This is a genomic window from Streptomyces sp. NPDC059524 (assembly GCF_042749255.1).
Classification (GTDB): domain Bacteria; phylum Actinomycetota; class Actinomycetes; order Streptomycetales; family Streptomycetaceae; genus Streptomyces; species Streptomyces xanthii.
On the sequence record NZ_JBHYTK010000069.1, the window covers coordinates 1 to 25,160 of the forward strand.

At 72.5% G+C, this 25,160-nt stretch carries 27 protein-coding genes and 1 pseudogene; 13 read left to right on the plus strand and 15 right to left on the minus strand.

Going from position 1 to position 25,160, the window contains the following annotated elements:
- From ACFW9D_RS20370 to ACFW9D_RS20380, 3 genes and pseudogenes are all read right to left on the minus strand, one after another.
- Positions 1-83 (minus strand): annotated as a pseudogene (locus ACFW9D_RS20370) (electron transfer flavoprotein subunit beta); the annotation flags it as partial.
- Positions 84-313: 230 nt separating this feature from the next.
- Entirely contained in the window at positions 314-820 is a 507-nt protein-coding gene (locus tag ACFW9D_RS20375) for a flavin reductase family protein (protein WP_188340391.1), read from the minus strand.
- Between the two features lie 208 nt (positions 821-1,028).
- On the minus strand, positions 1,029-1,340 hold the full coding sequence (locus ACFW9D_RS20380) for a thioredoxin family protein (RefSeq protein WP_188341704.1): 312 nt from the start codon (positions 1,338-1,340) through the stop codon (positions 1,029-1,031).
- Positions 1,341-1,583: 243 nt separating this feature from the next.
- On the opposite strand from ACFW9D_RS20380, the gene ACFW9D_RS20385 reads away from it, so the two are divergent.
- Positions 1,584-2,312 carry a lysophospholipid acyltransferase family protein gene (locus ACFW9D_RS20385; protein ID WP_384623609.1) on the plus strand — a complete coding sequence of 243 codons (729 nt, stop codon included), beginning with the start codon at positions 1,584-1,586 and terminating at the stop codon, positions 2,310-2,312.
- Positions 2,313-2,322: 10 nt separating this feature from the next.
- Here the strand turns inward: ACFW9D_RS20385 and ACFW9D_RS20390 are convergent, their stop codons facing one another.
- From ACFW9D_RS20390 to ACFW9D_RS20415, 6 genes are all read right to left on the minus strand, one after another.
- Positions 2,323-2,922: a transglutaminase family protein gene (locus tag ACFW9D_RS20390; protein ID WP_384623611.1), complete on the minus strand. Its 600-nt coding sequence runs from the start codon at positions 2,920-2,922 to the stop codon at positions 2,323-2,325.
- An 87-nt stretch (positions 2,923-3,009) separates the two neighbouring features.
- Entirely contained in the window at positions 3,010-4,080 is a 1,071-nt protein-coding gene (locus ACFW9D_RS20395; protein WP_188340388.1) for a low specificity L-threonine aldolase, read from the minus strand.
- Positions 4,077-4,835 (minus strand): SDR family NAD(P)-dependent oxidoreductase, encoded by a 759-nt coding sequence (locus tag ACFW9D_RS20400; protein WP_384623663.1) that lies wholly within the window; start codon positions 4,833-4,835, stop codon positions 4,077-4,079. Before ACFW9D_RS20400 ends, ACFW9D_RS20395 begins: the two co-directional genes overlap by 4 nt.
- Before the next feature lie 38 nt (positions 4,836-4,873).
- Positions 4,874-6,283 carry a DUF6421 family protein gene (locus tag ACFW9D_RS20405; RefSeq protein WP_188340387.1) on the minus strand — a complete coding sequence of 470 codons (1,410 nt, stop codon included), beginning with the start codon at positions 6,281-6,283 and terminating at the stop codon, positions 4,874-4,876.
- Between the two features lie 81 nt (positions 6,284-6,364).
- Positions 6,365-7,375, minus strand: coding sequence for an alpha/beta hydrolase fold domain-containing protein (locus tag ACFW9D_RS20410; RefSeq protein WP_384623613.1), 1,011 nt, complete (start codon positions 7,373-7,375; stop codon positions 6,365-6,367).
- Positions 7,376-7,716: 341 nt separating this feature from the next.
- Complete coding sequence (locus ACFW9D_RS20415; RefSeq protein WP_384623615.1) at positions 7,717-8,853, minus strand: LLM class flavin-dependent oxidoreductase; 1,137 nt, start codon at positions 8,851-8,853, stop codon at positions 7,717-7,719.
- Positions 8,854-9,310: 457 nt separating this feature from the next.
- Between ACFW9D_RS20415 and ACFW9D_RS20420 the strand changes: the two genes are divergently transcribed.
- The 3 genes from ACFW9D_RS20420 (at position 9,311) to ACFW9D_RS20430 (ending at position 11,452) form a co-directional block, all read left to right on the plus strand.
- Entirely contained in the window at positions 9,311-9,844 is a 534-nt protein-coding gene (locus tag ACFW9D_RS20420; protein ID WP_384623617.1) for an FABP family protein, read from the plus strand.
- A 45-nt stretch (positions 9,845-9,889) separates the two neighbouring features.
- A complete protein-coding gene (locus tag ACFW9D_RS20425; RefSeq protein WP_384623619.1) occupies positions 9,890-10,474 on the plus strand; it encodes a PadR family transcriptional regulator in 585 nt (194 codons plus the stop codon).
- Positions 10,475-10,768: 294 nt separating this feature from the next.
- A complete protein-coding gene (locus ACFW9D_RS20430; RefSeq protein ID WP_384623620.1) occupies positions 10,769-11,452 on the plus strand; it encodes a glycerophosphodiester phosphodiesterase in 684 nt (227 codons plus the stop codon).
- 10 nt (positions 11,453-11,462) lie between these two features.
- Here ACFW9D_RS20430 and ACFW9D_RS20435 read toward each other — a convergent pair whose 3' ends face one another.
- Complete coding sequence (locus tag ACFW9D_RS20435; RefSeq protein ID WP_188340381.1) at positions 11,463-12,014, minus strand: GNAT family N-acetyltransferase; 552 nt, start codon at positions 12,012-12,014, stop codon at positions 11,463-11,465.
- Between the two features lie 92 nt (positions 12,015-12,106).
- Here ACFW9D_RS20435 and ACFW9D_RS20440 point away from each other — a divergent pair, with 92 nt between their 5' ends.
- Both ACFW9D_RS20440 and ACFW9D_RS20445 read left to right on the plus strand, forming a co-directional pair.
- The gene (locus ACFW9D_RS20440; protein WP_384623622.1) at positions 12,107-12,499 is read left to right on the plus strand and encodes a VOC family protein; all 393 of its coding nucleotides are present in this window, start codon (positions 12,107-12,109) and stop codon (positions 12,497-12,499) included.
- Between the two features lie 166 nt (positions 12,500-12,665).
- The gene (locus ACFW9D_RS20445) at positions 12,666-14,105 is read left to right on the plus strand and encodes an NAD(P)/FAD-dependent oxidoreductase (RefSeq protein WP_384623624.1); all 1,440 of its coding nucleotides are present in this window, start codon (positions 12,666-12,668) and stop codon (positions 14,103-14,105) included.
- Positions 14,106-14,154: 49 nt separating this feature from the next.
- Here the strand turns inward: ACFW9D_RS20445 and ACFW9D_RS20450 are convergent, their stop codons facing one another.
- Positions 14,155-14,697 (minus strand): MarR family winged helix-turn-helix transcriptional regulator, encoded by a 543-nt coding sequence (locus ACFW9D_RS20450; protein WP_384623625.1) that lies wholly within the window; start codon positions 14,695-14,697, stop codon positions 14,155-14,157.
- Complete coding sequence (locus ACFW9D_RS20455) at positions 14,694-16,349, minus strand: FUSC family protein (RefSeq protein WP_384623627.1); 1,656 nt, start codon at positions 16,347-16,349, stop codon at positions 14,694-14,696. The genes ACFW9D_RS20450 and ACFW9D_RS20455 overlap by 4 nt, the downstream gene beginning before the upstream one ends.
- Positions 16,350-16,479: 130 nt before the next feature.
- Between ACFW9D_RS20455 and ACFW9D_RS20460 the strand changes: the two genes are divergently transcribed.
- From ACFW9D_RS20460 to ACFW9D_RS20475, 4 genes are all read left to right on the plus strand, one after another.
- Positions 16,480-17,037, plus strand: coding sequence for a DUF5134 domain-containing protein (locus ACFW9D_RS20460; protein WP_188340377.1), 558 nt, complete (start codon positions 16,480-16,482; stop codon positions 17,035-17,037).
- Positions 17,038-17,125: 88 nt separating this feature from the next.
- Positions 17,126-18,061: a M56 family metallopeptidase gene (locus ACFW9D_RS20465; RefSeq protein WP_188340376.1), complete on the plus strand. Its 936-nt coding sequence runs from the start codon at positions 17,126-17,128 to the stop codon at positions 18,059-18,061.
- Positions 18,062-18,128: 67 nt separating this feature from the next.
- Positions 18,129-18,815 (plus strand): phosphatase PAP2 family protein, encoded by a 687-nt coding sequence (locus ACFW9D_RS20470; protein WP_384623629.1) that lies wholly within the window; start codon positions 18,129-18,131, stop codon positions 18,813-18,815.
- Between the two features lie 32 nt (positions 18,816-18,847).
- Positions 18,848-19,543 carry an HAD family hydrolase gene (locus tag ACFW9D_RS20475; RefSeq protein WP_384623631.1) on the plus strand — a complete coding sequence of 232 codons (696 nt, stop codon included), beginning with the start codon at positions 18,848-18,850 and terminating at the stop codon, positions 19,541-19,543.
- Positions 19,544-19,562: 19 nt separating this feature from the next.
- Here the strand turns inward: ACFW9D_RS20475 and ACFW9D_RS20480 are convergent, their stop codons facing one another.
- Both ACFW9D_RS20480 and ACFW9D_RS20485 read right to left on the minus strand, forming a co-directional pair.
- Positions 19,563-19,970 carry a (4Fe-4S)-binding protein gene (locus ACFW9D_RS20480; protein ID WP_384623633.1) on the minus strand — a complete coding sequence of 136 codons (408 nt, stop codon included), beginning with the start codon at positions 19,968-19,970 and terminating at the stop codon, positions 19,563-19,565.
- Positions 19,967-20,212: a DUF2630 family protein gene (locus ACFW9D_RS20485; RefSeq protein WP_384623634.1), complete on the minus strand. Its 246-nt coding sequence runs from the start codon at positions 20,210-20,212 to the stop codon at positions 19,967-19,969. The genes ACFW9D_RS20480 and ACFW9D_RS20485 overlap by 4 nt, the downstream gene beginning before the upstream one ends.
- A 283-nt stretch (positions 20,213-20,495) precedes the next feature.
- Here ACFW9D_RS20485 and ACFW9D_RS20490 point away from each other — a divergent pair, with 283 nt between their 5' ends.
- Complete coding sequence (locus ACFW9D_RS20490) at positions 20,496-21,215, plus strand: TetR/AcrR family transcriptional regulator (protein ID WP_384623636.1); 720 nt, start codon at positions 20,496-20,498, stop codon at positions 21,213-21,215.
- Here ACFW9D_RS20490 and ACFW9D_RS20495 read toward each other — a convergent pair.
- Positions 21,203-22,738, minus strand: coding sequence for an LVIVD repeat-containing protein (locus ACFW9D_RS20495; protein ID WP_384623638.1), 1,536 nt, complete (start codon positions 22,736-22,738; stop codon positions 21,203-21,205). The genes ACFW9D_RS20490 and ACFW9D_RS20495 overlap by 13 nt on opposite strands.
- A 77-nt stretch (positions 22,739-22,815) precedes the next feature.
- On the opposite strand from ACFW9D_RS20495, the gene ACFW9D_RS20500 reads away from it, so the two are divergent.
- Together ACFW9D_RS20500 and ACFW9D_RS20505 are read left to right on the plus strand one after the other, a co-directional pair.
- Positions 22,816-23,457 carry a DUF305 domain-containing protein gene (locus ACFW9D_RS20500; protein WP_384623665.1) on the plus strand — a complete coding sequence of 214 codons (642 nt, stop codon included), beginning with the start codon at positions 22,816-22,818 and terminating at the stop codon, positions 23,455-23,457.
- 334 nt (positions 23,458-23,791) lie between these two features.
- Positions 23,792-25,132: an NADP oxidoreductase gene (locus ACFW9D_RS20505; RefSeq protein WP_384623639.1), complete on the plus strand. Its 1,341-nt coding sequence runs from the start codon at positions 23,792-23,794 to the stop codon at positions 25,130-25,132.
- Positions 25,133-25,160 lie beyond the last annotated feature (28 nt).

Consider the following 25,160-nt stretch of genomic DNA (forward strand, 5'->3'; position numbering starts at 1 on the left):
TCCACGGTCAGGTCATCCGCGAAATGCCGGTCACCGGTCGCGTCCGGCACGTACTTCACGGTGACAACGATCCTCAAGCTCACGCCGGCTCTCCTACTGCAATCGTCTTGTACTGGGCGCACCCCAGCTGCCTGCGGCTGACTTCGCCTTCTTGCAGGCAGCATAGGCGCCTGAAGCGGACTCTTCCGGTCGGGGCGGCCCGCGCTCCGAACGAAATATTACTCACCAGTAGTACATCCGCTGCGCGCTCACTAAGCAAGCGCTTTGCGGTGTGACATGGCCAACGCTCCGTAGTCGCGCGGACCGGGAACTCTCAGTCGCGCAGCGCGTTGAAGCGACCCTGGTGGTAGAGGAGCGGGCGGCCGGCTCCGGCCGGGTCCCCGCAGACCGCCTCGGCGAGGACGATGCGGTGGTCGCCGGCGGGCACGCGCGCGATGACCTTGCAGACGAGCCAGGCGAGGACGCCCTCGAGGACCGGCACCCCGTGCGGGCCCTCGAACCAGCGGGTGGGCTCGCCGAAGCGGTCGGCGCCGCTCCTGGCGAAGGTGCCGGCGAGGTCGGCCTGGTGCTCACCGAGTATGTGCACGCCGACGTACTCGGACTCGGCGACGGTGGGCCAGCTGGAGGCGCCCAGTCCGATGCCGAAGGAGATCACCGGAGGTGTGGCGGAGACCGAGGTGAGGGAGGTGGCGGTGAAGCCCACGGGTGCGGCACCGGCCGCCGTGATCACCGCGACGCCGGCGGCGTGCTGCCGGAAGACGGAGCGGAGCAGATCGGGCGTGGCGGGGAGCGCGGTGCGCAGATCGGGCGAGGCCGTCATGGAATTGTCCTTCTGCTGGAGGTGCGAGCGGGGGCCGTGGCTGCGTCAGGAGCCGGGACAGCGCGCGCTGGAGCACCTCGCCAGGTCGACGTGGACCCGCTCGAAGAGAAGGAGTTCCCAGAACATGTGGTCAGACTGACGATGCGTGACGCATGCAGTCAAGCGCGTTCCGTCATCTGGGAGCAGCATCACGTGCGCGGGGCTGGTGTCACGCCGCGACGGCGGCGCCGAGCGCCGCGATGACGTCCGCCCGGCGCGGCTGCCCCGCCGCCCGGCGGACCTCGCGGCCGGCCGCGTCGAGGACCAGCACGGTGGGCGTCTTGACGACGCCGACGGCACGGACGAGGTCGAGCCGGTCCTCGGCGTCGATCTCGATGTGCGAGACACCCGGGACCATGGCCGCGACCTCGGCGAGCACCCGCCGGGTGGCCCGGCACGGCGCGCAGAACGCGCTGGAGAACTGGACGAGCGTGGCCCGCTCCCCCAGCGGGGCCGCCAACTGCTCGGCGCCCAGACTCATTTCACCTGCGGCCACGCCGCTCCTCCTTCACCCGTTTTCCTCTTTCCAGCGCGCAAACGCCCGCGCTGATTCCCGCCCACGTGACAAGGATCTCGCGCGGCGCAGGAACCAGGACTGGTCACCCGGCCGTTCATGGGGCACGATCTGCGCAAGCCGGAAAACCTACGGCTGCGTAACTTACCGCCGGGAACGACTCCACCAGGAGGCGGATTCCCCAGGCAATCAGAAGGGTCCACCCCCTCCATGGCAGAGCTCGTCTACCGTCCGGTCATCGGCGTCGCCAAAACACTGTTCAAGGCGCTCGACCTGAAGATCGACTGCCAGGGCTCGGAGAACATTCCGCGCTCGGGCGGCGCCGTCCTGGTCAGCAATCACATCGGCTACCTCGACTTCGTCTTCGACGGTCTGGCGGCGCTGCCGCAGAAGCGCCTGGTCCGTTTCATGGCCAAGGAGTCCGTGTTCCGGCACAAGGTCTCCGGTCCGCTGATGCGGAGCATGAAGCACATCCCCGTGGACCGCTCGCAGGGTGAGCACGCGTTCCAGCACGCGCTCGCGTCGCTGCGCTCCGGCGAGGTCGTGGGTGTCTTCCCGGAAGCGACGATCTCGCAGTCCTTCACGCTGAAGAGCTTCAAGACCGGTGCCGTGCGCCTCGCGCAGGAGGCCGGCGTGCCGCTGATCCCGATGGCGCTGTGGGGCACCCAGCGGATCTGGACGAAGGGCCGTCCGCGCAACTTCAAGCGGCAGCACATCCCGGTCACGATCCGGGTGGGCGAGGCCATCGAGGCGCCGAAGGACCAGTACGCGGGCGCGATCACCCGCCGGCTGCGCGACCGCGTGCAGGAGCTGCTGGAGGCCGCGCAGCGCGCCTACCCGGTCCGCCCCAAGGGCGCCGACGACACGTGGTGGATGCCGGCGCACCTGGGCGGCACCGCGCCGACCCCCGAGCAGATCAAGGCCGCCGAGGCGGGCTGAGCGGACTGAGTCACTCCGGCAGCGCGTCGGGCAGGTGCTCCCACAGGTGGGGCCGGTCCGGCGCGCCGCGCATCACGTCGAGCACGACCGGGTGCGGCGCCGCGAAGAGCCCCGGATAGTCCAGCTCACCGGCCTCGTCGTCGGGCAGGAACGCCAGCCGCTCACCCTCCAGTGAGAACTGGGCGTCGATCCCGCCCACGTTCCCCCGCACGTCCTGGCGGTGCCAGGCGCCGTGGAACCGTACGGCGACCAGCCCGTGGACGCACCAGCCCGTCCCGGCGTCGTACGTCAGGCGCTGGTAGCAGAGCGCCGTGGGGATGTCCTCGGCGCGCAGCAGCGCGGTCAGCGCGTGGGCCTTCGCGTGGCAGATCCCGGTGCCCTGCGCGAGGACGTCGGAGGCCCGCCAGGTGACGCGCAGATCACCGCTGTCGGCCGAGTGCGGGATGGCGTCGCGCACGAACTCGTAGGCCGCGCGGGCGTATGCATATGAGTCGTCGGCGCCGCGCGCGAGGCGTGCGGCGGTCTCCCGGACGAGCGGGTGGCCGTGGTCGATCACGTCGTCGGCGGCCAAGTACGCCGACAGATCAGGGTGTTGCTGGATCAGCTGCATGGCAGGCGAGCATAGGAACGCGACCGACCGTCAGTCAATGACTTTACGGTCGGCCGCATACCTATGCAGCACTCCGGGCGGGGCCGGCTAGCGCGCCATCTCCTCCTTGAGGGCCGCGACGAAGCCGTCCACGTCCTCCTCGCGGGTGTCGAAGGCGCACATCCAGCGCACGTCGCCGGCCGCCTCGTCCCAGAAGTAGAAGCGGTACTTCTTCATCAGGCGCTCGGAGACGTCGTGCGGGAGCCGCGCGAACACGCCGTTGGCCTGCACCGGGTAGAGGATCTCCACGCCGTGCACGGCGCGGACGCCCTCGGCGAGCCGCTGGGCCATCTCGTTGGCGTGCCGGGCGTTGCGCAGCCACAGGTCCTTCGCGAGCAGCGCCTCCAGCTGCACCGACACGAAGCGCATCTTCGAGGCGAGCTGCATCGACATCTTGCGCAGGTGCTTCATCTGCCGCACCGCGTCCTGGTTGAGGACGACGACGGCCTCGCCGAACAGCGCGCCGTTCTTCGTGCCGCCCAGCGACAGGATGTCGACGCCGACCGCGTTCGTGAACGTCCGCATCGGGACGTCCAGGGACGCGGCCGCGTTGGCTATCCGGGAGCCGTCGAGGTGCACCCGCATGCCGTGCCGGTGGGCGTGCTCGACGATCGCGCGGATCTCCTCCGGCGTGTACAGCGTGCCCAGTTCGGTGGACTGCGTGATCGAGACGACCTGCGGCATCGCGCGGTGCTCGTCGTCCCAGCCGAACGCCTGACGGTCGATCAGCTCGGGGGTGAGCTTGCCGTCGGGCGTCGGTACGGTGAGCAGCTTGAGCCCGCCCATCCGCTCCGGGGCGCCACCCTCGTCCACGTTGATGTGCGCGGACTCGGCGCAGATCACCGCGCCCCAGCGGTCGGTGACCGCCTGGAGCGCGACGACGTTGGCACCCGTCCCGTTGAAGACGGGGAACGCCTCGGCCGTGGGGCCGAAGTGGCTGCGGATGATCTGCTGGAGATGGTCCGTGTAGTCGTCCTCGCCGTACGCGACCTGGTGACCGCCGTTGGCGAGGGCGAGGGCCGCCATCACCTCCGGGTGGGCTCCCGCGTAGTTGTCACTCGCGAAGCCCCGGATCGTGGGGTCGTGGTGCCTGCGGGCGTCGGTCTTCGGAGGGTTCACGGCTTCTCGGTCAGCCACAGACGGGTCCCGTTCAGATCGGCGGCGGGCCGGTCCCAGACCCCGGTGATGGCCTCGGCCAGCTCCTTGACGTCCGTGAAGCCCGCGAACTTCGCGTTGGGGCGTTCGGCGCGCATCGCGTCGTGCACCAGCGCCTTGACCACCAGGATCGCAGCCGCCTGCTGCGGGCCCGCGTCGCCCCCCGCCTTGCGGAAGGCGTCGCCCAGGGCGAGCGTCCACGCCTCGGCGGCGGCCTTGGAGGCCGCGTACGCCGCGTTGCCCGCAGTCGGCTTGGACGCGCCGGCGGCGCTGATCAGCAGGTAACGGCCGCGGTCACTGCGGGTGAGCGCGTCGTAGAAGGCCAGCGAGGTGTGCTGCACCGTGCGGATCAGGAGCTTCTCGAGGAGGTCCCAGTCGGCGAGGTCGGTCTCGGCGAAGGAGGCGCTGCCGCGCCAGCCGCCGACGAGGTGGACGACGCCGTCGACCCGGCCGAAGTCCTTCTCCAGACGGTTCGCCCAGTCGCGTGTCGCGTGCAGGTCCAGGAGGTCCACGGTGTCACCGACGACGGTGGCGCCGCCGTGCGCGTAGCGCGCCTCGTCGACCGCCGCCGCGAGCCGCTCCGCGTCGGCGTCGGCGCCGATGACGGTGGCTCCGGCCTCCGCGAGCCGCTTGAGGGTCGCCCGCCCGGCGGGGCCCGCCGCTCCGGCGACCGCGATCACGGCACCGTCCAGGTTCCCGGTCGTGTGGGTGTCGGACATGGCTTCCGCCTCCTGGCTTCCCGCGTTCTCGGCGTGGCTCACGCGGCCACCTTCTCCGCGCTCGCCGCCGTGATGCCCTTGGTGGACGCGATCACGTTCTTGAGCTTCTTGGAGAGCGCCTCATAGAACATGCTGAGCGGAAACTCGTCGGGAAGCACGTCGTCGACCAGCTTGCGCGGCGGCTGCGTCAGGTCCAGGGCGTCGGGGCCCTTGGCCCAGCGGGAGCCCGGGTGCGGGGCGAGGTACGTCGAGACCAGGTCGTACGCGGCGAACCAGTGGACCAGCTTCGGGCGGTCGATGCCGTCGCGGTAGAGCTTCTCGATCTCGGCGCACAGCTGGTTGGTGACCTCGGGGGCCCGCTGCCAGTCGATGTGCAGCTTGTTGTCCGTCCAGCGGACCACGTCGTGCTTGTGCAGGTACGCGAAGAGGAGCTGGCCGCCGAGACCGTCGTAGTTGCGGTTGCGGTCACCGGAGACCGGGAAGCGGAACATCCGGTCGAAGAGCACGGCGTACTGGACGTCACGGCCGTGGGAGTTGCCCTCGGCCTCCAGCTTCACGGCCTCCTTGAAGGCGGTGAGGTCGCAGCGCAGCTCTTCGAGGCCGTACATCCAGAACGGCTGGCGCTGCTTGATCATGAACGGGTCGAACGGCAGGTCGCCGTGGCTGTGCGTGCGGTCGTGGACCATGTCCCACAGCACGAACGCCTGCTGGCAGCGCTCCTGGTCGCCGACCATCTCGCGGATGTCCTCGGGCAGTTCGAGCCCCAGCGTGTCCACGGCGGCCTCGGTGACGCGGCGGAAGCGGGCCGCCTCGCGGTCGCAGAAGATGCCGCCCCAGGAAAAGCGCTCGGGCGCCTCGCGCACCGCGATCGTCTCCGGGAAGAGGACGGCCGAGTGCGTGTCGTACCCGGACGTGAAGTCCTCGAAGGTGATGCCGCAGAACAGCGGGTTGTCGTAACGGGTGGCCTCGAGCTCGGCCAGCCAGTCGGGCCACACCATGCGGAGCACGACGGCTTCCAGGTTGCGGTCCAGGTTGCCGTTCTGCGTGTACATCGGGAAGAGCACCAGGTGCTGGAGCCCGTCGCGGCGCTGCGCGGCCGGCTGGAAGGCCAGCAGCGAGTCCAGGAAGTCCGGGACCTGGAAGCCGTCCTCGGCCCAGCGGCGCAGGTCCGCCACGAGCGCCTTGTGGTACGCGGCGTCGTGCGGCACCAGCGGGGCCAGCTGCTCGACGGCGGCCACGACCCGGTCCACCGCCTGCTCGGCGACGGCCTTGGCCGGGGCGCCCTCCGCGTCGAAGGCTATGGACCCGTCCTTGTTCTGCCAGGTCCTGATCTCCTCCACGGCGTCCTTGAGCACGGGCCATGCCGGGTGCTCCACCACCCTGCCGCCACCCGAACCGGCGGGAGGAACGTTCCCCTCCACAGCCGCCTGCACAAGAATTTCCGTCATGTCCCATCCTCCACGGGAGAACCTCGCGTATGGACACCGTATGCATGCGAGGTTCTTCCGAGCAAGGGGAGCCAGTGGAAATTATCCTGCGCCACCCCCGGTAGCACCGCTGTTTTTCCTGTCGGTGAGGGTCGAAACGATGACCTCTGTCACAGCGGCGTGGGCCGCGCGGGCGTCTTCGAGGAGCTGGGGGAAGCCGAAGAACCCGTGGAACATGGCCGGAAAGTGGCTCTCGCCGACCTCCACCCCGGCCTCGCGCAGCGCCGTCGCGTAGGCCCGGCCCTCGTCGCACAGCGGATCGCAGCCGGCCGTGACGACATGGGCGGGCGGCAGCCCGGAGAGGTCCTCGGCGAGCAGCGGCGAGACGCGCGGGTGGGCCGGATCGCCGTCCGGGCCGAGGTACTGCTCCCTGAACCACGCGCAGGCGGCGGTCGTGAGGAAGTACCCCGACGCGTTGTCCGCGTACGAGCCGGAGCGGCCCCGGGCGTCGGTCGCGGGGTAGACGAGGATCTGCCGGGCGATGTGCGGGCCGCCCTCGTCGCGGGCGATCTGGGAGACGACGGCGGCGAGGTTGCCGCCCGCGCTGTCCCCCGCGACGGTCAGCGTGTCCGGGTCCGCGCCGAGTTCCGCCGCGTGGTCCGCCGCCCAGCGCACGGCGGCGTACGCGTCGTGGACGGCGGCCGGGAACGGGGATTCCGGGGCGAGCCGGTAGTCGACCGAGACGACGACGGCCCCGGCGTCCGCGCACAGGGCGCGGGCCGTGCCGTCGTGACTGTCGAGCCCGCACAGGACCCAGCCGCCGCCGTGGAAGAACACGACGAGCGGCCGCGCCTGCGCGCCGCCGCCCTGCGGAGCGTAGATCCGGACCGGGATCGGCGGCGCTCCGGGCGGCCCGGGTATCTCCCGGTCCTCGACCCCGCCCACGTCGGGGACGGGCAGCGGGGACGGCGGGGTCGCGTCGAGGATCCGGCGGGCCTCGACCGCGTCGGTGACGGCGCCGCCCACGTCGGGGAAGAAGGCGGCGATGGCGTCGACCAGGGGTCGGGCCCCTGGGTCGAGCCGGTCGGCGGCGTTGCCGTTCTTGGCGGACATGGGCGGCTCCGGGTGAGTGGTCGGGGGGCGGGGGGGGGCGGGTGGATGGGAGTGCTCGGGGTGACTGTGGCCCGGCGGGGCCGCATGAGGAAGCCCCGTGCGCGACTCCGGTTCGCCGTCGTGGGGTTGCGTGCGGCCGCCGGGTGCGGCGTGCGGCGCTTCGGTCGCGGGGGCTCCACCGCGGGGGCCGAGGATCGTCGCCGGGTTCCGCCCGGTGGGGCTTCTCGCGCAGTTCCCCGCGCCCCTGGGAGGCACACTTCGTGCGCCCCAGGGGCCAGCTGTTCGCGGCCCGCGACGGAGTCGCTGATCGTGTGTGGTGCCGGCCGCCCGACCGGGAGCGGCTAGGAAGTCGCCGGATCTGCCTGCCTGAAGTGCGGGATGACCTTCTCTCCCCACTGGCGCAGGGTCTCCAGGCACGCCTCCTGCGGCACCGTGCCCATCTGGATGAGGCACATGATCTCGTCGGCGCCCGCGTCGATCAGGCGTTGCACGTAGGCGATGGCGTCCTCGGCGGTGCCGTAGGCGTGGTCGGCGTTGAAGGTCGCGGTGGCCGTGGGGCGGACCGGGATCCGCTGTTCGTGGAGCCGGGCCACGACCTGCTCGGCGGCCGCGCGCATCGCCGCCGCCTCGTCCGCGCCCTCGACAACGGCCTCGTCGGGGACGCCGGCGCCGCCGTACCAGTGCCCGATGGACTGGGCGAAGAAGCGCTGACCCCGGATGCCGACGGCGCGGGCCGTCTCGCGGTCGTCCAGGACGATCGTCGGGCACAGCACCGAGAAGTGGTCGTTGACGACCGAGGAGACGAGGCGCTCGGGGCCCCGGGCCGCGATCGCCGCGTCGTAGGCCGTGCGCATCTCGGCGATCGACTCCGGGCCCGCGAAGCCCATCACGAGGGCGCCGACGCCGAGTTCGGCGGCCTGGCGCAGGGTCTCGGTGCGGCTGCAGGCCAGGAAGAGCGGAGGGTGCGGGGTCTGCGCGGGGCGGGGCAGGATCGGGTGCGGGTCGATGTCGAGGAGCGGGCCGTGGTGCTCCAGCTCGTCCTTCTCCCAGGCCTTGCCGATGATCCGCAGGGCCTCCTCGACCTCCTGCGTGGTGCGCTCCTTGTCGACGCCGCACAGGCTGGTCTCCTGCTCGGTGCCGCCGCGCCCCGCGCCGAGGTCGAGCCGGCCGCCGGACAGCAGGTCGAGGGTGGCGGCGCGTTCGGCGACGCGGGCCGGGTGGTTGAAGTTGAACGGCATGCAGACGACGCCGTGTCCGATGCGGATGCAGGAGGTGCGGGCGGCGACCCAGGTCAGGAAGATCTCGGGTGCGGACATGTGGGCGTACCACTTGAGGGAGTGGTGCTCGACCGCCCAGACGCGGTCGAAGCCCATCTCCTCGGCGAGGACGGCCTGTTCGACACAGTCGTGGAAGAGCTGGTGCTCGCGCTCGACCGTGGGATCGGCGAGCTGGGCCTCGAAGATGACGGAGAACTTCACGTCCCCTCCCGGGGTTCGGATCGGTTTTCCTCGGACGACGGAGCCTGCCGTGCGCCGACAGCCACGCCCGCCATATGACGAGTCGTTATATGACGGGTAGTCATACAAGGGAAGGGGTACGGCGGAAATCCGGATGCGGGACGGCCCGCCGCGCGGCTACGGTGACGGCGTCCAGGTGCGCAGGAGCGGGCTACTTCGTTTCGGTAACGGGTTGTCGCGGGTTCGAGTCCCGTCACCGGCTTCGGGCCGGTGTAGCTCAGCTGGTAGAGCGCCATGTCGCCTGCTCCGACCCTGACCTCTGGACACCGGACGCGAGCCGTCCGCCCACGGGGGATTCCGGGCGGACGGCTTCGCCAGTTCCAGGGTTCCGGTTCCCGAGCGGGGTTCTCGCCCAGCGGCCGACCTCCCCCACGCCCTAGGCTGGCCCCTCGCACCGCAAGAACCTCAGGAGTACCCCGTGATCGACCCCGCGCCCTCGTACCCCTACGCCGACGCGTCCCCCGAGCCCCATCCGTTGCTCGCGCCCGTGCTCGGGCTGATCGGGACCTGGCGGGGGCGGGGGGCCGGGGAGTATCCGACGCTGGAGAGCGGGTTCACGTACGGGCAGGAGGTCACCTTCAGTCATGACGGGCGCCCGTTCCTGCAGGTGACGGCGCGGGCCTGGATCACCGACGGGGACGGCGGGCCGGTGCGGCCTGCGGCGCGGGAGAGCGGGTGGTGGCGGCTGCAGCCCGACGGCCGCATCGAGGCGCTGATCACCCAGCCGACCGGGATCGCGGAGGTCGCTGTCGGGTACGCGGCCGACGGCGTCGTCGATCTGACCGCGCAGCACGTCGCGCTGACCCCCACCGCGAAGCACGTCGAGGCGACCCGGCGGCGCTACACGCTGACCGACTCCGGTGCGCTGGCGTTCGCCCACGACCTCGCGGCGGTGGGGCAGCCGCTGCAGCACCACCTGTCGGCGCTGCTGCACAGGGCGGACGCCGAGTAGCGGGCCTCTTGCGCCGGCTCCCCCGGTCACCTTCAATGCGGACGCATGCCGACCACGTCGCTGCCGCCGACCGCCTGGGCCGTCCTCGGCCTGCTCTCCTTCCCCGGTGAGCGGACCGGGTACGAGCTGAAGAAGTGGGCGGACGCGTCCCTGCGGTTCTTCTACGGCGCCCCGGCCTTCAGCCAGATCTACGCGGAGCTGCGGCGCCTGGAGGAGCTCGGGTACGTGACGTCGCGGCGCTCGGGTCCGCAGGAACCCCGTACGAAGCGGTCCTACGCGATCACCGAGCAGGGCCGGGCCGCGCTCGCCGCCTGGGCGGACGGCGGGCAGGACGTCGACCCGGTGGGCCTGCGCCATCCGGTGGTCCTGCGCGTGTGGCTCGGGCATCTGGCCACGCCGGAGCGCCTGGAGACCCTCGTACGGGAGCATGTGGCGCGCACCGAGGGCGAGTTGAAGGAGGTGCGGGACGCGCTCGCGCGGGCGGACGGCGTCGAGGCCTGGGCCCACCCGCAGATCGCCCTGCGCTGGAGCGAACGCCGCCTGGAGGCCGAGATCGAGCTGTCCCGCGCGATGCTCGCGGACTTGGCCGCGCTCACCCCGCCCGAGGACCCTCAGCGCGCCGCGCCTTGACGCGTCCGGCTCCCGCGCGCGTGGCGGCGGCTAGGGCCTTTCTTTCGGATCCGGCTGGATCAGGGAGCGGGGCGTGGTGCGTGCAGCTGCAAGGCGGAGGAGGGAGTCGACGCGGAGCGAATGGGGCCTCCCCTGCTCGAGCGAAGCCGAGAGCTTGGGGAAGAGTGACGACAACGCCGCAGATGCGCGTGCCACGCCCCGCGAGCCCAACCGGATCCGAAAGAAAGGCCCTAGGCTGCGAAGGCCGTCGCCGGCGTGCGGCGGCGTGTCACCGTCGACGGAAGCGAGACCACCTTGAACTTCCTCACCATCGGCCATCGCGGAGTCATGGGTGTCGAGCCCGAGAACACGCTCCGTTCCTTCGTCGCCGCCGAGCGCGCGGGGCTCGACCTGATCGAACTCGACCTGCACCTGAGCAAGGACGGCGCGCTCGTCGTCATGCACGACGCGGACGTCGACCGCACGACGGACGGCAGCGGCCCGATCGCCGGATACACGCTGGAGGAGCTGCGTGCCTTCGACGCCGGCCGCGGCGAACGCATCCCCGTCTTCGAGGAGGTCCTGGACGCGGTGAGCGCGCCGCTGCAGGCCGAGATCAAGGACACGGCGGCGGCCCGCGCCCTCGCGGAGGTGATGCACCGCCGCGGCCTGGTCGACCGCGTCGAGGTGATCTCCTTCCACGACGAGGCCGTCGCGGAGATCGCCCGCCTCGTCCCCGGCGTGCGCACCGCGCTGGTCGCGAGCCGCTACGGCACGGACGTGGTGGAGCGGGCCGCGGCCGTCGGCGCGGGCACGCTCGTCCTCAACATCCGGCGGCTCACGCAGGAGATCGTGGAGCACGCCCGCAAGGCCGACCTGCGGATCATCGGCTGGGTCGTGAACACGCAGGACGACCTGCGCCTGGTCCGCGCGCTCGGTCTCGACGGGGCCACGACGGACTACCCGGAGATCAAGCGCACGGGCCGCTTCACCGCGTAGGCCCGGCGGTTCAGACCAGCGGCTTGACCAGCAGCTCGAACTGCAGGTCGGCGCGCTGCGGTACGCCGAAGCGCTCGTCGCCGTACGGGAAGGGGCTCAGCTCCCCCGTACGGCGGTAGCCGCGGCGCTCGTACCAGGCGATGAGTTCCTCGCGCACGGAGATCACCGTCATGTGCATCTCGGTGACGCCCCAGGTCTCGCGCACCGACCGCTCGGCCTCCGCGATGATCACCTTGCCGAGTCCGGCGCCCTGGAGCGCCGGGCTGACGGCGAACATGCCGAAGTAGGCGTGCGGGCCTCGGTGCTCCAGCTGGCAGCAGGCCACCACCTGGCCGTCCCGCTCGACGACGAGCAGCCGGCTGCCCTCCCCCTCGATGACGTCGAGGACGCCCTGCGGGTCGGTCCGCTGCCCTTGGAGGATGTCCGCCTCGGTGGTCCAGCCCACCCGGCTGGAGTCGCCCCGGTAGGCCGATTCGATCAGCGCGACGAGCACCTCGGTGTCGGCCTCCGTGGCGTCACGGAAGACCAGGTCACCGGTGGCGGAAGTGGGGGCGACGGTCATGGGGCGGCTCTCCGATCTCGTACGGGGCTCCGGCGGCGGACGGGCCCGTGGGCGCCGTCGAGCGTAACGCGCGCGCACTACGCTGCGTCGGCATGGTTCATGTACTGAGCAGCCGGGTGCTGTTGCGGCCCGTCGACCCCGAGCGGTCGCGCACCTTCTACGGCGAGGTGCTGGGGCTCGGCGTCTACCGCGAGTTCGGCACCGGGCCCGAGCGGGGCACCGTGTACTTCCTGGGCGGCGGCTTCCTGGAGCTGTCGGGGCGGGCCGCGGAGCCGGTGGCGCAGCCGGTGCGGCTGTGGCTCCAGGTGGCGGACGTGCGGGCGGCGCACGAGGAGCTGGCGGCGCGCGGGGTGAGCGTGCTGCGGGAGCCGGTGAGGGAGCCCTGGGGGCTGGTCGAGATGTGGATCGCGGATCCGGACGGCCACGAGCTCGTGCTCGTCGAGGTCCCGGCGGACCATCCGATCCGCTACCGGCCGGGCATCTGAGGCCCGGCGCGACGGGGGCGCGAATTGGCGCATTTGACATGCGCGCCGGGCGGTGAGGGCACAGGATGGCGCTGAGTCCGGGGAATGATCCGTGCCGATCGGGAGAACCGTGACCGGCGCGGACCCATGTCCCCGTCCGCCCCGCTCAGCCCAGGAGAGAGCCGAGATGACCGCTCCCCGGAACACCAAAGCTCCCCGCAAGTCGACCGTGCCGCGGATCCTGATCGTCGGCGGCGGGTTCGCCGGGATGGAGTGCGCGCACAAGCTGGAGAAGGAGCTCGAGCCCGGCGAGGCGGTGCTCAAGCTCATCAGCCCCACCGACCACCAGCTGTATCTGCCGCTGCTGCCGCACGTCGCGTCCGGTGTCCTCACCCCGCAGTCCGTCGCGGTGCCGCTGCGCCGGATGGTGCGGCGCGCCTCGATCATCCCCGGGGGCGCGGTCGGGGTGGATCCGCAGGCGAAGGCCGTCGTGGTCCGGAAGATCAACGGCGAGACGATCGTGGAGCGCTACGACCATCTCGTGCTGACGCCGGGCAGTGTGACCCGGCAGTTCGACATCCCGGGCATCGACGAGTACGCGGTCGGCATGAAGACGCTCGCCGAGGCGGCCTGGATCCGCGACCACGTCATCGCCCAGCTCGACCTCGCGGCGGCCAGCTCGGACCCGGCCGAGCGGGAGGCGCGGCTGCAGTTCGTGGTGGTCGGCGGCGGATACGCGGGCACGGAGACGGCCGCGTATCTTCAGCGGCTGACCACGGCGGCGGTGAAGCGGTACCAGGGTCTCGACCCGCGGCAGATCAAGTGGCATCTGGTCGACGTGGCGCCGAAGCTGATGCCGGAGCTCGGCGAGCGGCTCGGCGACAAGGCCATGGAGATCCTGCAGAAGCGCGGCCTGCACATCTCGCTCGGGGTGTCCGTCGCGAAGGTCACGGCGGACACGGTGACGCTCACCGACGGCCGCGAACTGCCGTGCCACACCCTCATCTGGACGGCCGGTGTCGCCCCGAGCCCGCTGATCGCGACGCTGGGCGCCGAGACGAACCGCGGCCGGCTCGTCGTCACCCCCGAGCTGACGGTCCCGGGCCTCGACGGCGTCTTCGCGCTCGGCGACGCGGCGGCGGTCCCGGACATCGTGAAGGGCGACGACGCGATCTGCCCGCCGACGGCCCAGCACGCGATGCGCCAGGGCTGGGCGGCCGCGCGCAACGTCCTCGCGGCCGTCCGCGGCACCCCGCTGACCCCGTACCGCCACAAGGACCTGGGGCTGGTCGTGGACCTCGGCGGCATCCAGGCGGTGTCGAAGCCGATGGGCGTGCAGCTGACCGGCCTGCCCGCGCAGATCGTGGCCCGTGGCTACCACCTCGCGGCCCTGCGCACGGGCCCGGCCCGCTTCCGCACGGCGGCGAACTGGGGCCTGAACGCGGTCGCGGGCGACGACTTCGTCCGCACGGGCTTCCAGCGCAACCGCCCGGCCACCCTGAAGGACTTCGAGATGACGGACGCGTACCTGTCCCCGGAGGAGATCCACGCGGCGGTGACCTCCGGGCTCAAGGACCGCTCGATGTCCCCCCAGAAGCCGGACCTCCCGGCGAGCGAGGCGCGGTAGTCCGGCGGGCTCGCCCCCGCTCACGTCACCCGCGCCCTGGCCCGAGGCGTCAGACGCGGGGGGTGAGGCCTCCGCCGAGGCGGCCTTCCAGCTGGGAGAGCAGGGCGCCCAGGAGGCCGGCGAGTTCGGTGTCGCGGCCGTCGGACAGGCCGCTGAGCACGGACGCCTCGTAGGCGAGCTGGCGCGGCAGGACGGCGTCCACGACGGCGCGGCCCTCGTCGGTCAGGCTGAGGTGCGCGACCCGGCGGTCGCGGGTGTCGCCGCGCCGGGTCACGAGCCCGCGTTCCTGGAGGGACTTCAGCCGCTTGGTGACCGCGGCGCCGGAGGAGAAGGTCTCGCGCGCCAGGTCGCCCGGCGTCAGTTCGCGGCCGGTCCGGCGCAGCGTGCCGAGCAGGTCGAACTCGGGGCGGGTCAGCCCCGCGTCCCGCAGCGGCGCGTCCTCGGCCTGCTGCAGCAGCGCGGCGCAGCGGTTGATCCGGCCGATGATCTCCATCGGCGCGGTGTCGACATCGGGACGTACGTCCTTCCACTGCCGCACCACCGACGACACGGTGTCAAAGGGAACCCCGTCCGCACCACGCTGCACACTCATCCTCGCCTGCCCACACCTTCCTCCGCGGCCGCACGTCGGACGACCGCAGCGAGCGTACGATGCCCGCTCTGCTCCACGGCGAGCACCCGCTCCTCCGGCAGGGCCCGCTGCCACCATTCTCCGGCCGCCGTGTCGGCCGCGGCGCGCAACTCGACGAGGGTCGCGGCGAGGGTCCGCCGTGCGGTCTCCAGCGCGGCGGACCTGGGCGTGTCGAGGGCCAGCGTGCGCTCGGCGGCGGCGCGCGCCTCCTCGGCGCCGCTCAGGGCCTGCTCGATGCGGTCCCCGGCCCGCCGGTTCGTGACGACCAGGGCGGCGACGATGCCGAGGAGGGCGCCGACCAGCGTGTCGACGACCCGCTCGGTGATCAGTTGTCCGGTCCCCTGGAGCCGGGTGAACTCGGTGACGAGCAGCGCCATGGGCGTGACGGAGAGGCTGCCCAGCCAGTAGTTGCGGGTGATGAGCGCCTCGGCGCCGAAGCTGAAGGCGAGGCAGCACAGCACGAGTGCGGCCTGGCTGGCGTGGGCCAGGGGCGCGATCGCGGCGAAGACGAGGACGCCGCCCAGGTTCCCGACGACGCGCTGGACGCCACGCTTCCAGGTCAGCGTCACGTTGGCCTGGTAGATCGAGGCGGCGGTGACCAGGGCCCAGTACGGGCGGCCGATGCCGAGCGCGAGGGATCCGTAGCCGGCGAGCGCGCAGCCCACGAACGTGCGCAGTCCGACAGGCAGAAGGGGGGAGCCGGGGCCGACGAGCCGCCACACGGAGGGGCGGCCGGTGGCGAGCTCGGCCTCGACGCCGAGCAGTTCGTCGTCGAGGCCCGCGACGCGCGGGGGCCGCGGCACCGCGCCGGCCCCGCGCAGCCCGTGCGCCCACGCGCGCAGTTGCTCCGTGTCGGCGTCACCGGGTGCGGCGAGGGCCACCTCGGCGCGGACGACGAGCCGCTCCAGGGCCCGGCGTGCCTCGCTGCGGGCGCCGGTGGCGAGCAGCGACTGCCAGGCGGCGTGCACGGCAGCTGCGGCGGCCCCTCGCCCGGCGGCGTGCTCGGGTCGCTCGGCGTAGGAGGCGGCGGCGTACAGCGCCCGCGCGGTGGCCCGGCGCTCGGGGCCGTGGGGCCGGACGAGCGCGGGTGCCATGCCGACCAGCCAGGCGACGGCTCCGGCCCCGAGCATCAGGGCGAGGTGCCCCGGCACCTGGCCGATGGCCTGGGGCGCGAACAGCATGGCGGAGCTGATGAACGTGAAGATCAGGTGGGCGGGCGGCCCGATGCGCGTGGCGTCGCACAGCATCTTCTGGAGGGCGGCGAGCAGGGCGCCGACCGCGACGAGCACGAGGGCGTTCGTCGTGTACGAGGCGGTGACGAGCGCGACGGCGAGGCTCGCGAACATCCCGGCGACGACGCCGGCGAGGGCCCGGGCCCGGGCGGCGTACGGGAGGTTGTGGCCGTACAGGGCGCAGAAGGATCCGGCCATGGTGTACATGACCAGGTCGAGCCGGCCGAGGGCGAGCAGCGTCAGGTTCGGTATCGCGGCGGACACGACGACGCTGGTCGCGGGCTTGAACCAGATGTCCACGGGCTTGCCCGGGCGCAGCACCCCTGCCAGCGGGAGAGGCCGGACGGACAGGGCGCGTGGGGTCGTGGGAGTGCTGCTCATACAAAAACCTTAACAGATGTTTCACTAGTAAAACACCCGTGAATGCTTCCCTGCGCCGCCATACGCGCCCGGACACCCGGGCATCCCCCAGGAGACCCGGCACACAGCCGACGGACGAGGGGGACCCGAGGTGCACGGACCGGAGTCGGCCGCATGGCTGCTCGTCGCGCTGTGCGCGGCGACCGGCGCGTACTGCCTGCTGCGCAGACGCGGCGGGGACGAGGAGCAGCGCCGCACGGCGGGCGCCGAGGCGCTCATGGGCTTCGGGATGGCGCTCATGGCGGTGCCGGCGGCGGTGCTGACCCCACCGCGCTGGGCCTGGCTGGCCTACGCGACCGTGTTCGGCGCGGCGGCGCTGCGCGCCCTGTGGGCGGCCCGGCACGCCGGCCACCACGTCCACCACCTGGTCGGTACGTCCGCCATGGCCTACATGTCCCTCGCGATGGCGGCCCGCCCGGCGGCCCACGCCCACCACTCCGGCCCCACGGGCTCCCCCGCCCTCACCGCGGCGCTCGTCGTCTACTTCACCGGGTACGTGCTGTGGTCGGGCCTGCGCCTGGTCCCGGCCGCGACGGCCGCCGGAGCGCCCGGGACGGAGACGCTCGCCTGGGGCCGGCGCCCCGAACTGGCGCGGGCCTGCCGCCTGTCCATGGCGATCGGCATGCTCGCGATGCTGTTCACCATGTGACGCGAGGCGGTGAACGAAACCGTGTCCTACGTCACTTGGCGCGCCGGACCGTACCCCCGGGTAGCCCGCGCCTCATAGTCTGACGGGCATGTCGGTCCCCGTAGCGCTGTTGCTGCTCGGCGCCTTTGTCGCTGTCGTCGCCCCGCGTCTGCTCGCCCGCGCCGACTGGACGGAGCGGGAGCCGATCGTCGCGCTGTGGGCGTGGCAGTGTGTCGTGGCGGCCGTCCTCCTGTGCTGCGCGCTGTCGATGACGCTGAGCGCGGCCTCCGCCTGGCAGGCCGTGCGGGGCCGGCTCTTCGCCCCCGCCCCGCACGGCGTCGTGGAGGCCTACGCGCTGCGCGCCCCCGGCCCCTGGGCCGCCACCGTGGCCGTGACCCTCGCGCTCGGCGGGGTGTGGACGGCGGCGATGCTGGTGCGCGAGGTGTACCGGGCGCGGGACCGCCGTCGGCGACGCCGGGCCGAACTGCTCGTCCGCGCGCCCCTGTTGCCGGGCGAGGAGCCCGGCGCGGAGCGGCTCGTCCTCCTGGAGGCCGAGCGCCCGGACGCGTGGTGGCTGCCGGGCCCGACGCCCCAACTGGTCATCACCACGGCCGCGCTGCGCCGCCTGAAGGGGCATCAGCTGGACGCGGTGCTGGCGCACGAGACGGGTCACGCCCGCTGGCGGCACGACTGGCTGCTGCACTGCTCGGGCGCGCTGGCCTCGGGCTTCCCCCAGGTCAGGGTGTTCGCCTCGTTCCGAGACCAGATGCACCGTCTGGTCGAACTGGCCGCGGACGACGTCGCCTCCCGCCGCTTCGGCCGGCTGACGATCGCGCTCGCGCTGGTCGAACTGAACGAGGACCGCGGGGTGTTCGGCCCCTGCCCGACGCCGCAGGCGCACGTCCCGCAGCGCGTGCACCGGCTGCTGGCCCCGCAGTCCCGGCTCAGCCCGGTCCACCGCCTCCGCCTGACGGCCGCCGCCGCCCTGATCCCGCTGGTCCCCCTCCTGGTGGCGTTCGTCCCGGGACTGCGCGCGCTCGGCTAGGTGGCCGGGCCGCGCCGCCCCGCATCTTTACGGTCCGCGCACGGTCCCATGGGCGAGGATCTTCCCCATGCACCCGGCCCGGCTCGATCACCCGCACAGGCCCCTCGTTCCCCGTCCGGCGCTGTGGACCCTGGCGGCGCTGACGCTCGCCAACGCCGTCCTGCTCGTCCTCGTGGCGGTGCGCTGGACGCCGCTGACAGACATGGACGCGGACGTCGCCCGCTCCCTCCACCGTGCGGCGGTCGCCGATCCGGGGCTCACGCACGCCAACCGGATCCTGACGGACTGGGTGTGGGACCCGTGGACGATGCGCCTGCTGTGCGCGCTGGTCGTCGTGTACCTGTTCGTGCGGCTGCGCGAGGCGGTGCTCGCCGTCTGGGTCGCCGTGACCTGCGCGGCCGGCACGCTCCTCCAGCAGGTCCTCAAGGCGACCCTGGACCGGCCGCGCCCGGTGTGGCCGGACCCCGTGGACTCCGCGCACTACGCCGCCTATCCGTCCGGGCACGCGATGACCGCGGTCGTCGTCCTCGGCCTGGTCCTGTGGCTGCTCCGGACCCACGGCGCGCCCGCCGCCCTGTACCGGGCCGCGCTCGCCGTCACCGTCGTCTCGGTGCTCGGGGTGGGCCTGACCCGGCTCTGGCTCGGGGTGCACTGGCCGTCGGACGTGCTGGGCGGCTGGCTGCTCGGCGCGCTCACGGTGGCCTGGTCGACCACCGCGTACGACACCTGGAGCGCGCGCCGGGGCCGCCCTTGACCGCGCGTCCACCGGCCCGCAGGATCGCCCGCATGACGATCAAAGCCGTGCTCTTCGACTTCTCCGGCACCCTCTTCCGGATCGAACCGACCGCGTCATGGCTGCGGTCCGCGCTCGACGCACTCGAACTGGAGCTGCCCGCCGCCGAGTTCGAGCAGGCGGTGGCCGCCCTGACCGAGGCCGGCGCGCAGCCCGGCGGCGTCACGCACCACGTCCGCGTCCCCGAGCACCTGGCCGAGCTGGTCGCCGCCCGCGACGTGGACGCCACGCGGCACCGCGCCGCGTTCACCGGCCTGGCCCGCGAGGTGCCGCTGCCCGACGACCGGCTCTACGACCTCCTGTACGACCGCCACATGACCCCCGCCGCCTGGCGGCCCTACCCGGACGCGTTGCCGGTCCTCGCTGCGCTGCGGGAGCGCGGGGTGCCGGTCGCCGTGGTCAGCAACATCGGCTGGGACCCGCGCCCGGTCTTCGCCGCGCACGGCCTCGACCAGTACGTCGACGCGTACGTCCTCTCGTACCGGCACGGTGTGACGAAGCCGGACCCGCGGCTGTTCACGGCGGCGCTGGAGGCGCTCGGGGTCGCGGCGGGCGACGCGCTGATGGTCGGGGACGACCGGAAGGCCGACGGCGGCGCGGCGGCGCTGGGCTGCGCGACGTACTTCGTGGACCACCTGCCGGCCGACGAGCGCCCGGACGGCCTGCTCCCGATCCTCGATCTCGTCTGACCGGGCCGGCCGGGGCGGGTCAGTGACCGTCGCCGCAGACCCCGGAGTGGTCGCAGTACGGCTGGTTCGCGCTGCGACCGCAGCCGCACAGGGTGGCCCGGACCTCGGCGGTCTCCGACCCGTCGGCGGCGCGGATGCGCAGGTCGCCGCGGAGGACGAGCCGGCCGTCCGCGGCGCGCTCCACGGTCGTGGCGGCGGGCGGCACCTCCACGGTCCCGTCGACCAGTTCGTAGCGCAGCGCGCCCGAGGGACAGCGGCGCACGACGGCCGCGACCTCGTCGGCGGGTGCCGCGTCCGGCTGGATCCACGGGCGGGCGGCCGTGTCGAAGACCTGCGGGAGCCCGCGCACGCACTCGGCGGCGTGCAGACAGCGCTGCCCGTCGAAGCTGACCGTGATCAGGTGGCCGCGGTAGGGCTTGCGGGTCACGACTCGTAGCCCTCGACCTCCGCCGAGGGCCGCACGCGCGCTTCGTCGGGGTTCTCGCCGAACTCGGCCTTGGCCCGCCGCTGGCGCAGCAGGTCCCAGCACTGGTCGAGCGCCCGCTCCACGTCGGCCAGGCGCTCGCGCTCGGTGGCGGCGTCGATGGTGCCGTCGGCCAGGGCGGCGCGCAGCCGCTTCTCGTCGTCGACCATGGCGCTGATCCGGCCGAGGATCTCCTGCTGATCCATGTCGCACGCCTCCTCGGGTGCTCGGGAACCCGCCCCTCGCCACTGTAGGAAGCTTCCGGCGACCCCGCGCGGCGGAGAGGTCACGGATCCCGGAGACATGACACCGGCCTCCGGGCGGCGCCGACGCCGTCCGGAGGCCGGTGCGTGGCACGACCGCGCCGAGGCGATCCCCCGCGTCGCCCCGGCACAGCCGCCCCGCCCGGGCACACCGCACCCCTGAGGGCCGGTGACCGGGCCGCGCTGAGTATAGTTGGCTGCGAGCCAGTCAACGCAGGAGTCAAGGATGTCCCCCCGCAGCGCATCGGTCAATGAGGAGTTGCGCCGGCGTTCCCGCGAGCGGCTCCTGCAGGCCGCTCTGGAGCTGGTCGGGGAGCGCGGTTACGACGCGACGACGCTCGGCGACATCGCGGACCGCGCCGGTTCGGCCCGCGGCCTGGTCTCGTACTACTTCCCGAGCAAGCGGCAGCTGCTCCAGTCCGCGGTGCACCGGCTGATGAACCGGACGCTGGAGGAGGCGCTGGAGCGGGAGCCGCGCACCGAGGACGGTGACGAGCGGCTGGCCCGCGCGATCGACGCGATCCTCGGCCTCGCCCATGACGAGCCGGTGCTGATGCGCACGCACATGGCGGGCATCCTGCAGTCCGAGGGTTTCGTGCGGTGCGTCGAGCAGCAGCGGCTGTCCGAGCTGCTCCAGGACACGGTGCGGCGGCACGGGTCGGCGGACGTGGAGCTGGACTATCCGATGCTGCGCGCCCAGCTGATGGGTGCCGTGTTCGCGATCCTGCTGCCGGGGGCGCCGATGCCGGTGCGCCGGATGCGGGCCGAGCTGTTCCGGCGGTACGGGCTCGCGTGGGAGCGGGGCTTCCCGCCGGCGGACGACGTCACGGATGACGCGGTGTCCGGGGAAAGCCCCGCCCACGGCCGTACGGCCGATTTCTCACGCTACTTCGAGCCGTTGCGGCCCACCGGGCGGCCGGCGGGACCGGAGCGTCAGTCGAAGTAGTCCGGCTGCGTCTGGACGTTGAGCTCGTCCATGCGGACCCGCTGCGCGGGGTCGGTGCGCCGGTCGCTGAGCTTCAGGACGTCGAAGCCCTTCGCGATGTCGTTCGAGTAGATGTAGCCGTTGTAGTAGTACGCGGACCAGGAACCGCCGGTCCTGATCGCGTCGGTGGACAGCGGGCCGCGCTCGAAGTAGCCGATCTCCTTCGGCTGCGCGGAGTCGGTGAAGTCCCAGACGGAGACGCCGCCCTGGTACCAGGCCTGGACCATGATGTCCTTGCCCTTGACCGGGATCAGCGAGCCGTTGTGCGCGACGCAGTTCTCGGTGTCGGCCTGGTGGCGCGGGATCTTGAAGTAGCTCTTGAAGGCGAGCTTGCGCTGGTCGCCCTTGCCGACGATGTCGTAGATGCCGTCGGCGCCGCGGTCCGGGCCGACCGCCGCGTTGCAGGTGGCCGCTCCGCCGCCGCCGAGCTCGTCGGTGAAGACGACCTTGTTCGCCTTCTGGTTGAAGGTCGCCGAGTGCCAGAACGCGAAGTTCACGTTGTCCTGGACCTGGTCGATGACCTTCGGGTGCTCCGGATCCTTGATGGAGAACAGGATGCCGTCACCCATGCAGGCGCCCGCCGCGAGGTCCTTGGAGGGCAGGACCGTGATGTCGTGGCAGCCGGTGGTCTTGGAGACGCCCGGGTTGGTGGGACCGCCCGGGTTGCCGCCGCCGTCGGGGCCCTCGCCGGGGAACAGGACGGGGAAGCCGACGACCGCCGCCTTCTCCGGGGCGTTGCGCGGCACCTTGATCACGGAGATGCCGTCGTGCGGCGGCTGGCAGTCGGGGAAGGTGGCGCTCGGCGAGTACGAGGACACGTACACGTAGACGTTCTTCTTCTCCGGCACCAGCGTGTGGGTGTGCGAGCCGCACGCGGTCTCGACGGCGGCGACGTACTTCGGGTTGCGCTTGTCGCTGATGTCGAAGACCTTCATGCCCTCCCAGGACGACTTCTCGGTCGCGGGCTGGGTGGTGGAGGCGCAGGAGTTGTCGCTGCGGGAGCTGTCCGTGGACAGGAACAGCAGGTTCCCGGAGACGGTGATGTCGTTCTGCGAACCGGGACACAGGACCTGCGCGACGGTCTTCGGCGCCTTCGGGTCGCTGATGTCGAAGATGCGGAAGCCGTCGTAGTTGCCGGCGAACGCGTACTTGCCCTGGAAGGCAAGGTCCGAGTTCGTGCCGGGCAGCGCGTCCTTGGGGATGTTGGTGAGGTGTTCGATGTTGGCGGAGTGGACGACCTCGTCCTGGCCGGGTATGTCGCCGGCGGCTATCGCGGCCTCGGCCTGCTTCTCGACGGTGCGCGACACGGACTTGGGCGCCTTGTTCCCGTCGCCCGGGTCGGGGGTGGCCGACGCGGGTCCTGCGGCGAGCAGCGCGGCGAGCAGCCCGGCCGCCGCCGAGGCAACTCCCAGGCGTCTGCGACGCGTTCGGGCGGAGTCCTGCAACAGGGTCACTGTGGTCTCCCTGGTTGACGGTGACGTCATCGATCCGTGAACAGTTCACGGATCCCCCGAGTATCGTCTTCCTCATGCACAGATCAACAGATGGCAACAAGCTCGTCATGAAACTGGCTGTTCCCACGTTGGTCGCGGCACTGGCGCTCGCCCTGGCCGGATGCGACGCGGGCGACCCCGAGGGGTCGGACAAGGCCAACTCCCCCGCCTCCACCGGGCCTTCGGTCATCGCGCCGGGCAAGCCGGGCGAGGCGGCGGAGACCCTGTCCGCGAAGGACGCGGAGGCCCGCGGCCCCGACGACACCCCCAACTCGGCCGACGTCTCGTACGCGCAGATGATGATCCAGCATCACGCGCAGGCCCTGGAGATGACCGAACTGGCCTCGAAACAGGCCGAGTCCACGAAGGTCAAGCGTCTCGCGAAGCGCATCACCGCGGCGCAGGGTCCGGAGATCGAGACGATGCGCGGCTGGCTGAAACAGCACGACCGCGAGGCGGCGCCGTCCGGTCACCACGCGCACGACGCGATGCCCGGCATGGCGACGGAGGCCCAGCTGAAGCAGCTCCGCGCGGCCCACGGCAAGGCCTTCGACTCCCTCTTCCTGAAACTGATGATCACCCACCACCAGGGAGCGGTGACCATGGCCACGGAGGTGAAGGGCGACGGCAACAACGTCCAGATCGAGGAGATGGCGGACGACGTGATCGCCCAGCAGACCTCCGAGATCGAGCGGATGCGGAGGATGTGACCTAGGGCGGGTGGGGCCGGCGGGTGAGCCGGGCGCACCGCGGCCGCGGCCGTGGCGGGGACCTGCCTCACGGGCCCCGGCCTGGCACTCCGGCCTGCCACGGACCCGGGGTGGGCGCCGGGCGTCGCCGCAGGCACCGGCCTGCCGCCCAAGGGCGGCCGGACGCCACCTCTGGCGGCGGACCGCTCACCGCAGGTGCGGCGGGGCTCTACGCGTATCGGCGCCCCGTGCGGCGCGCGCCCGCCGGAGCGCGCAAGGGTGTCGGCGTACTCCCCCGGCGCGGCTCGCGGTGCCATGCTGAGAGGGAGCAGCGCACCAGCGGAAGGAGCCGCACGTGCCGCACTTCGCCGTTGTCGGATCGGGGCCCAGCGGGGTCTACACCGCCCAGAGCCTGGTGCGGCAGGACATCGTGCCCGGGGTCCGGGTGGACGTACTGGACCGGCTGCCGTGCCCGTACGGTCTCGTGCGCTACGGGGTCGCGCCCGACCACGAGAAGATCAAGTCGCTGCAGAACAACCTGCGTTCGGTGCTCGAGGACGAGCACGTGCGGTTCCTCGGCGGCGTCGAGGTGGGCCCCGCGCTGCCGCCGGAGCGGCTCCTCGAGCTGTATCACGGGGTCGTGTACTGCGTGGGCGCGGCGTCCGCGCGCCGGCTCGGGGTGCCGGGCGAGGATCTGCCCGGCAGCTGGTCGGCGACGGACTTCGTGGCCTGGTACAGCGCGCACCCGGACGCCTGGGACTCCGGTTTCGTACGGGACGTGCGCGCGGCCGTGACGATCGGCGTCGGGAACGTGGCGGTCGACGTGACCCGGATGCTCGCACGCGGCCTGGCGGAGCTGTCGCCCACCGACATGCCGCAGGAACCGCTGGGCGCGCTGGCCGCGAGCGAGGTGCGGGACGTGTTCATGGTGGGGCGGCGGGGCCCGTCCCAGGCCCGCTTCACCACGAAGGAACTGCGCGAGCTGGGGACGCTGCCGGACACGGAAGTGGTCGTGGACGAGCGGGAGTTGGCGCTGGACCCCGCGTACGCGGACCCGTCCGCGCAGCCCGCCGCCGTCCGGCGCAACATCGAGGCGCTGCGCGAGTGGGCGGCCCGGTCGAGCACGGGGGCGGGCCGGCGGATCCACCTGCGGTTCTTCCTGCGCCCCGAGGAGATCACCGGGCGGGACGGCCGGGTCGCGGGCGTCCGGTTCGAGCGGACCCGGCCGGAGGCGGACGGCACGGTCCGGGGCACGGGGACGTACGAGGAGATCCCGGCGCAGCTCGTGCTGCGCTCGGTGGGCTATCGCGGGATGCCGCCGGACGGGCTGCCGTTCGACCCCGTGCGGGGCACGGTGCCGCACGCCGGGGGCCGGGTCCTGCGCGGGGGCCGGCCGGCGCCGGGCGAGTACGTGGCGGGATGGATCAAGCGCGGGCCCACCGGGGTCATCGGCACGAACCGGCCGTGCGCGAAGGAAACGGTGACGTCCCTGCTCGCGGACGCCCCGGCCCTGGTCGGGCGCCCCCTGCCCGGCGACCCGCTGGACGGGCTGCTCGCCGCCGGACTGCATCCGGTCGACTGGGCGGGCTGGCAGGCGATCGAGCGGGCCGAGACGGACCTCGGGCGCACGCTGGGCCGCGGCACCGTCAAGATCCCCGACTGGACGGGGCTGCTGAACGCGGCCCACGGAACGTGACGCGGAACGCGGGCGGCGCCCACTCCCC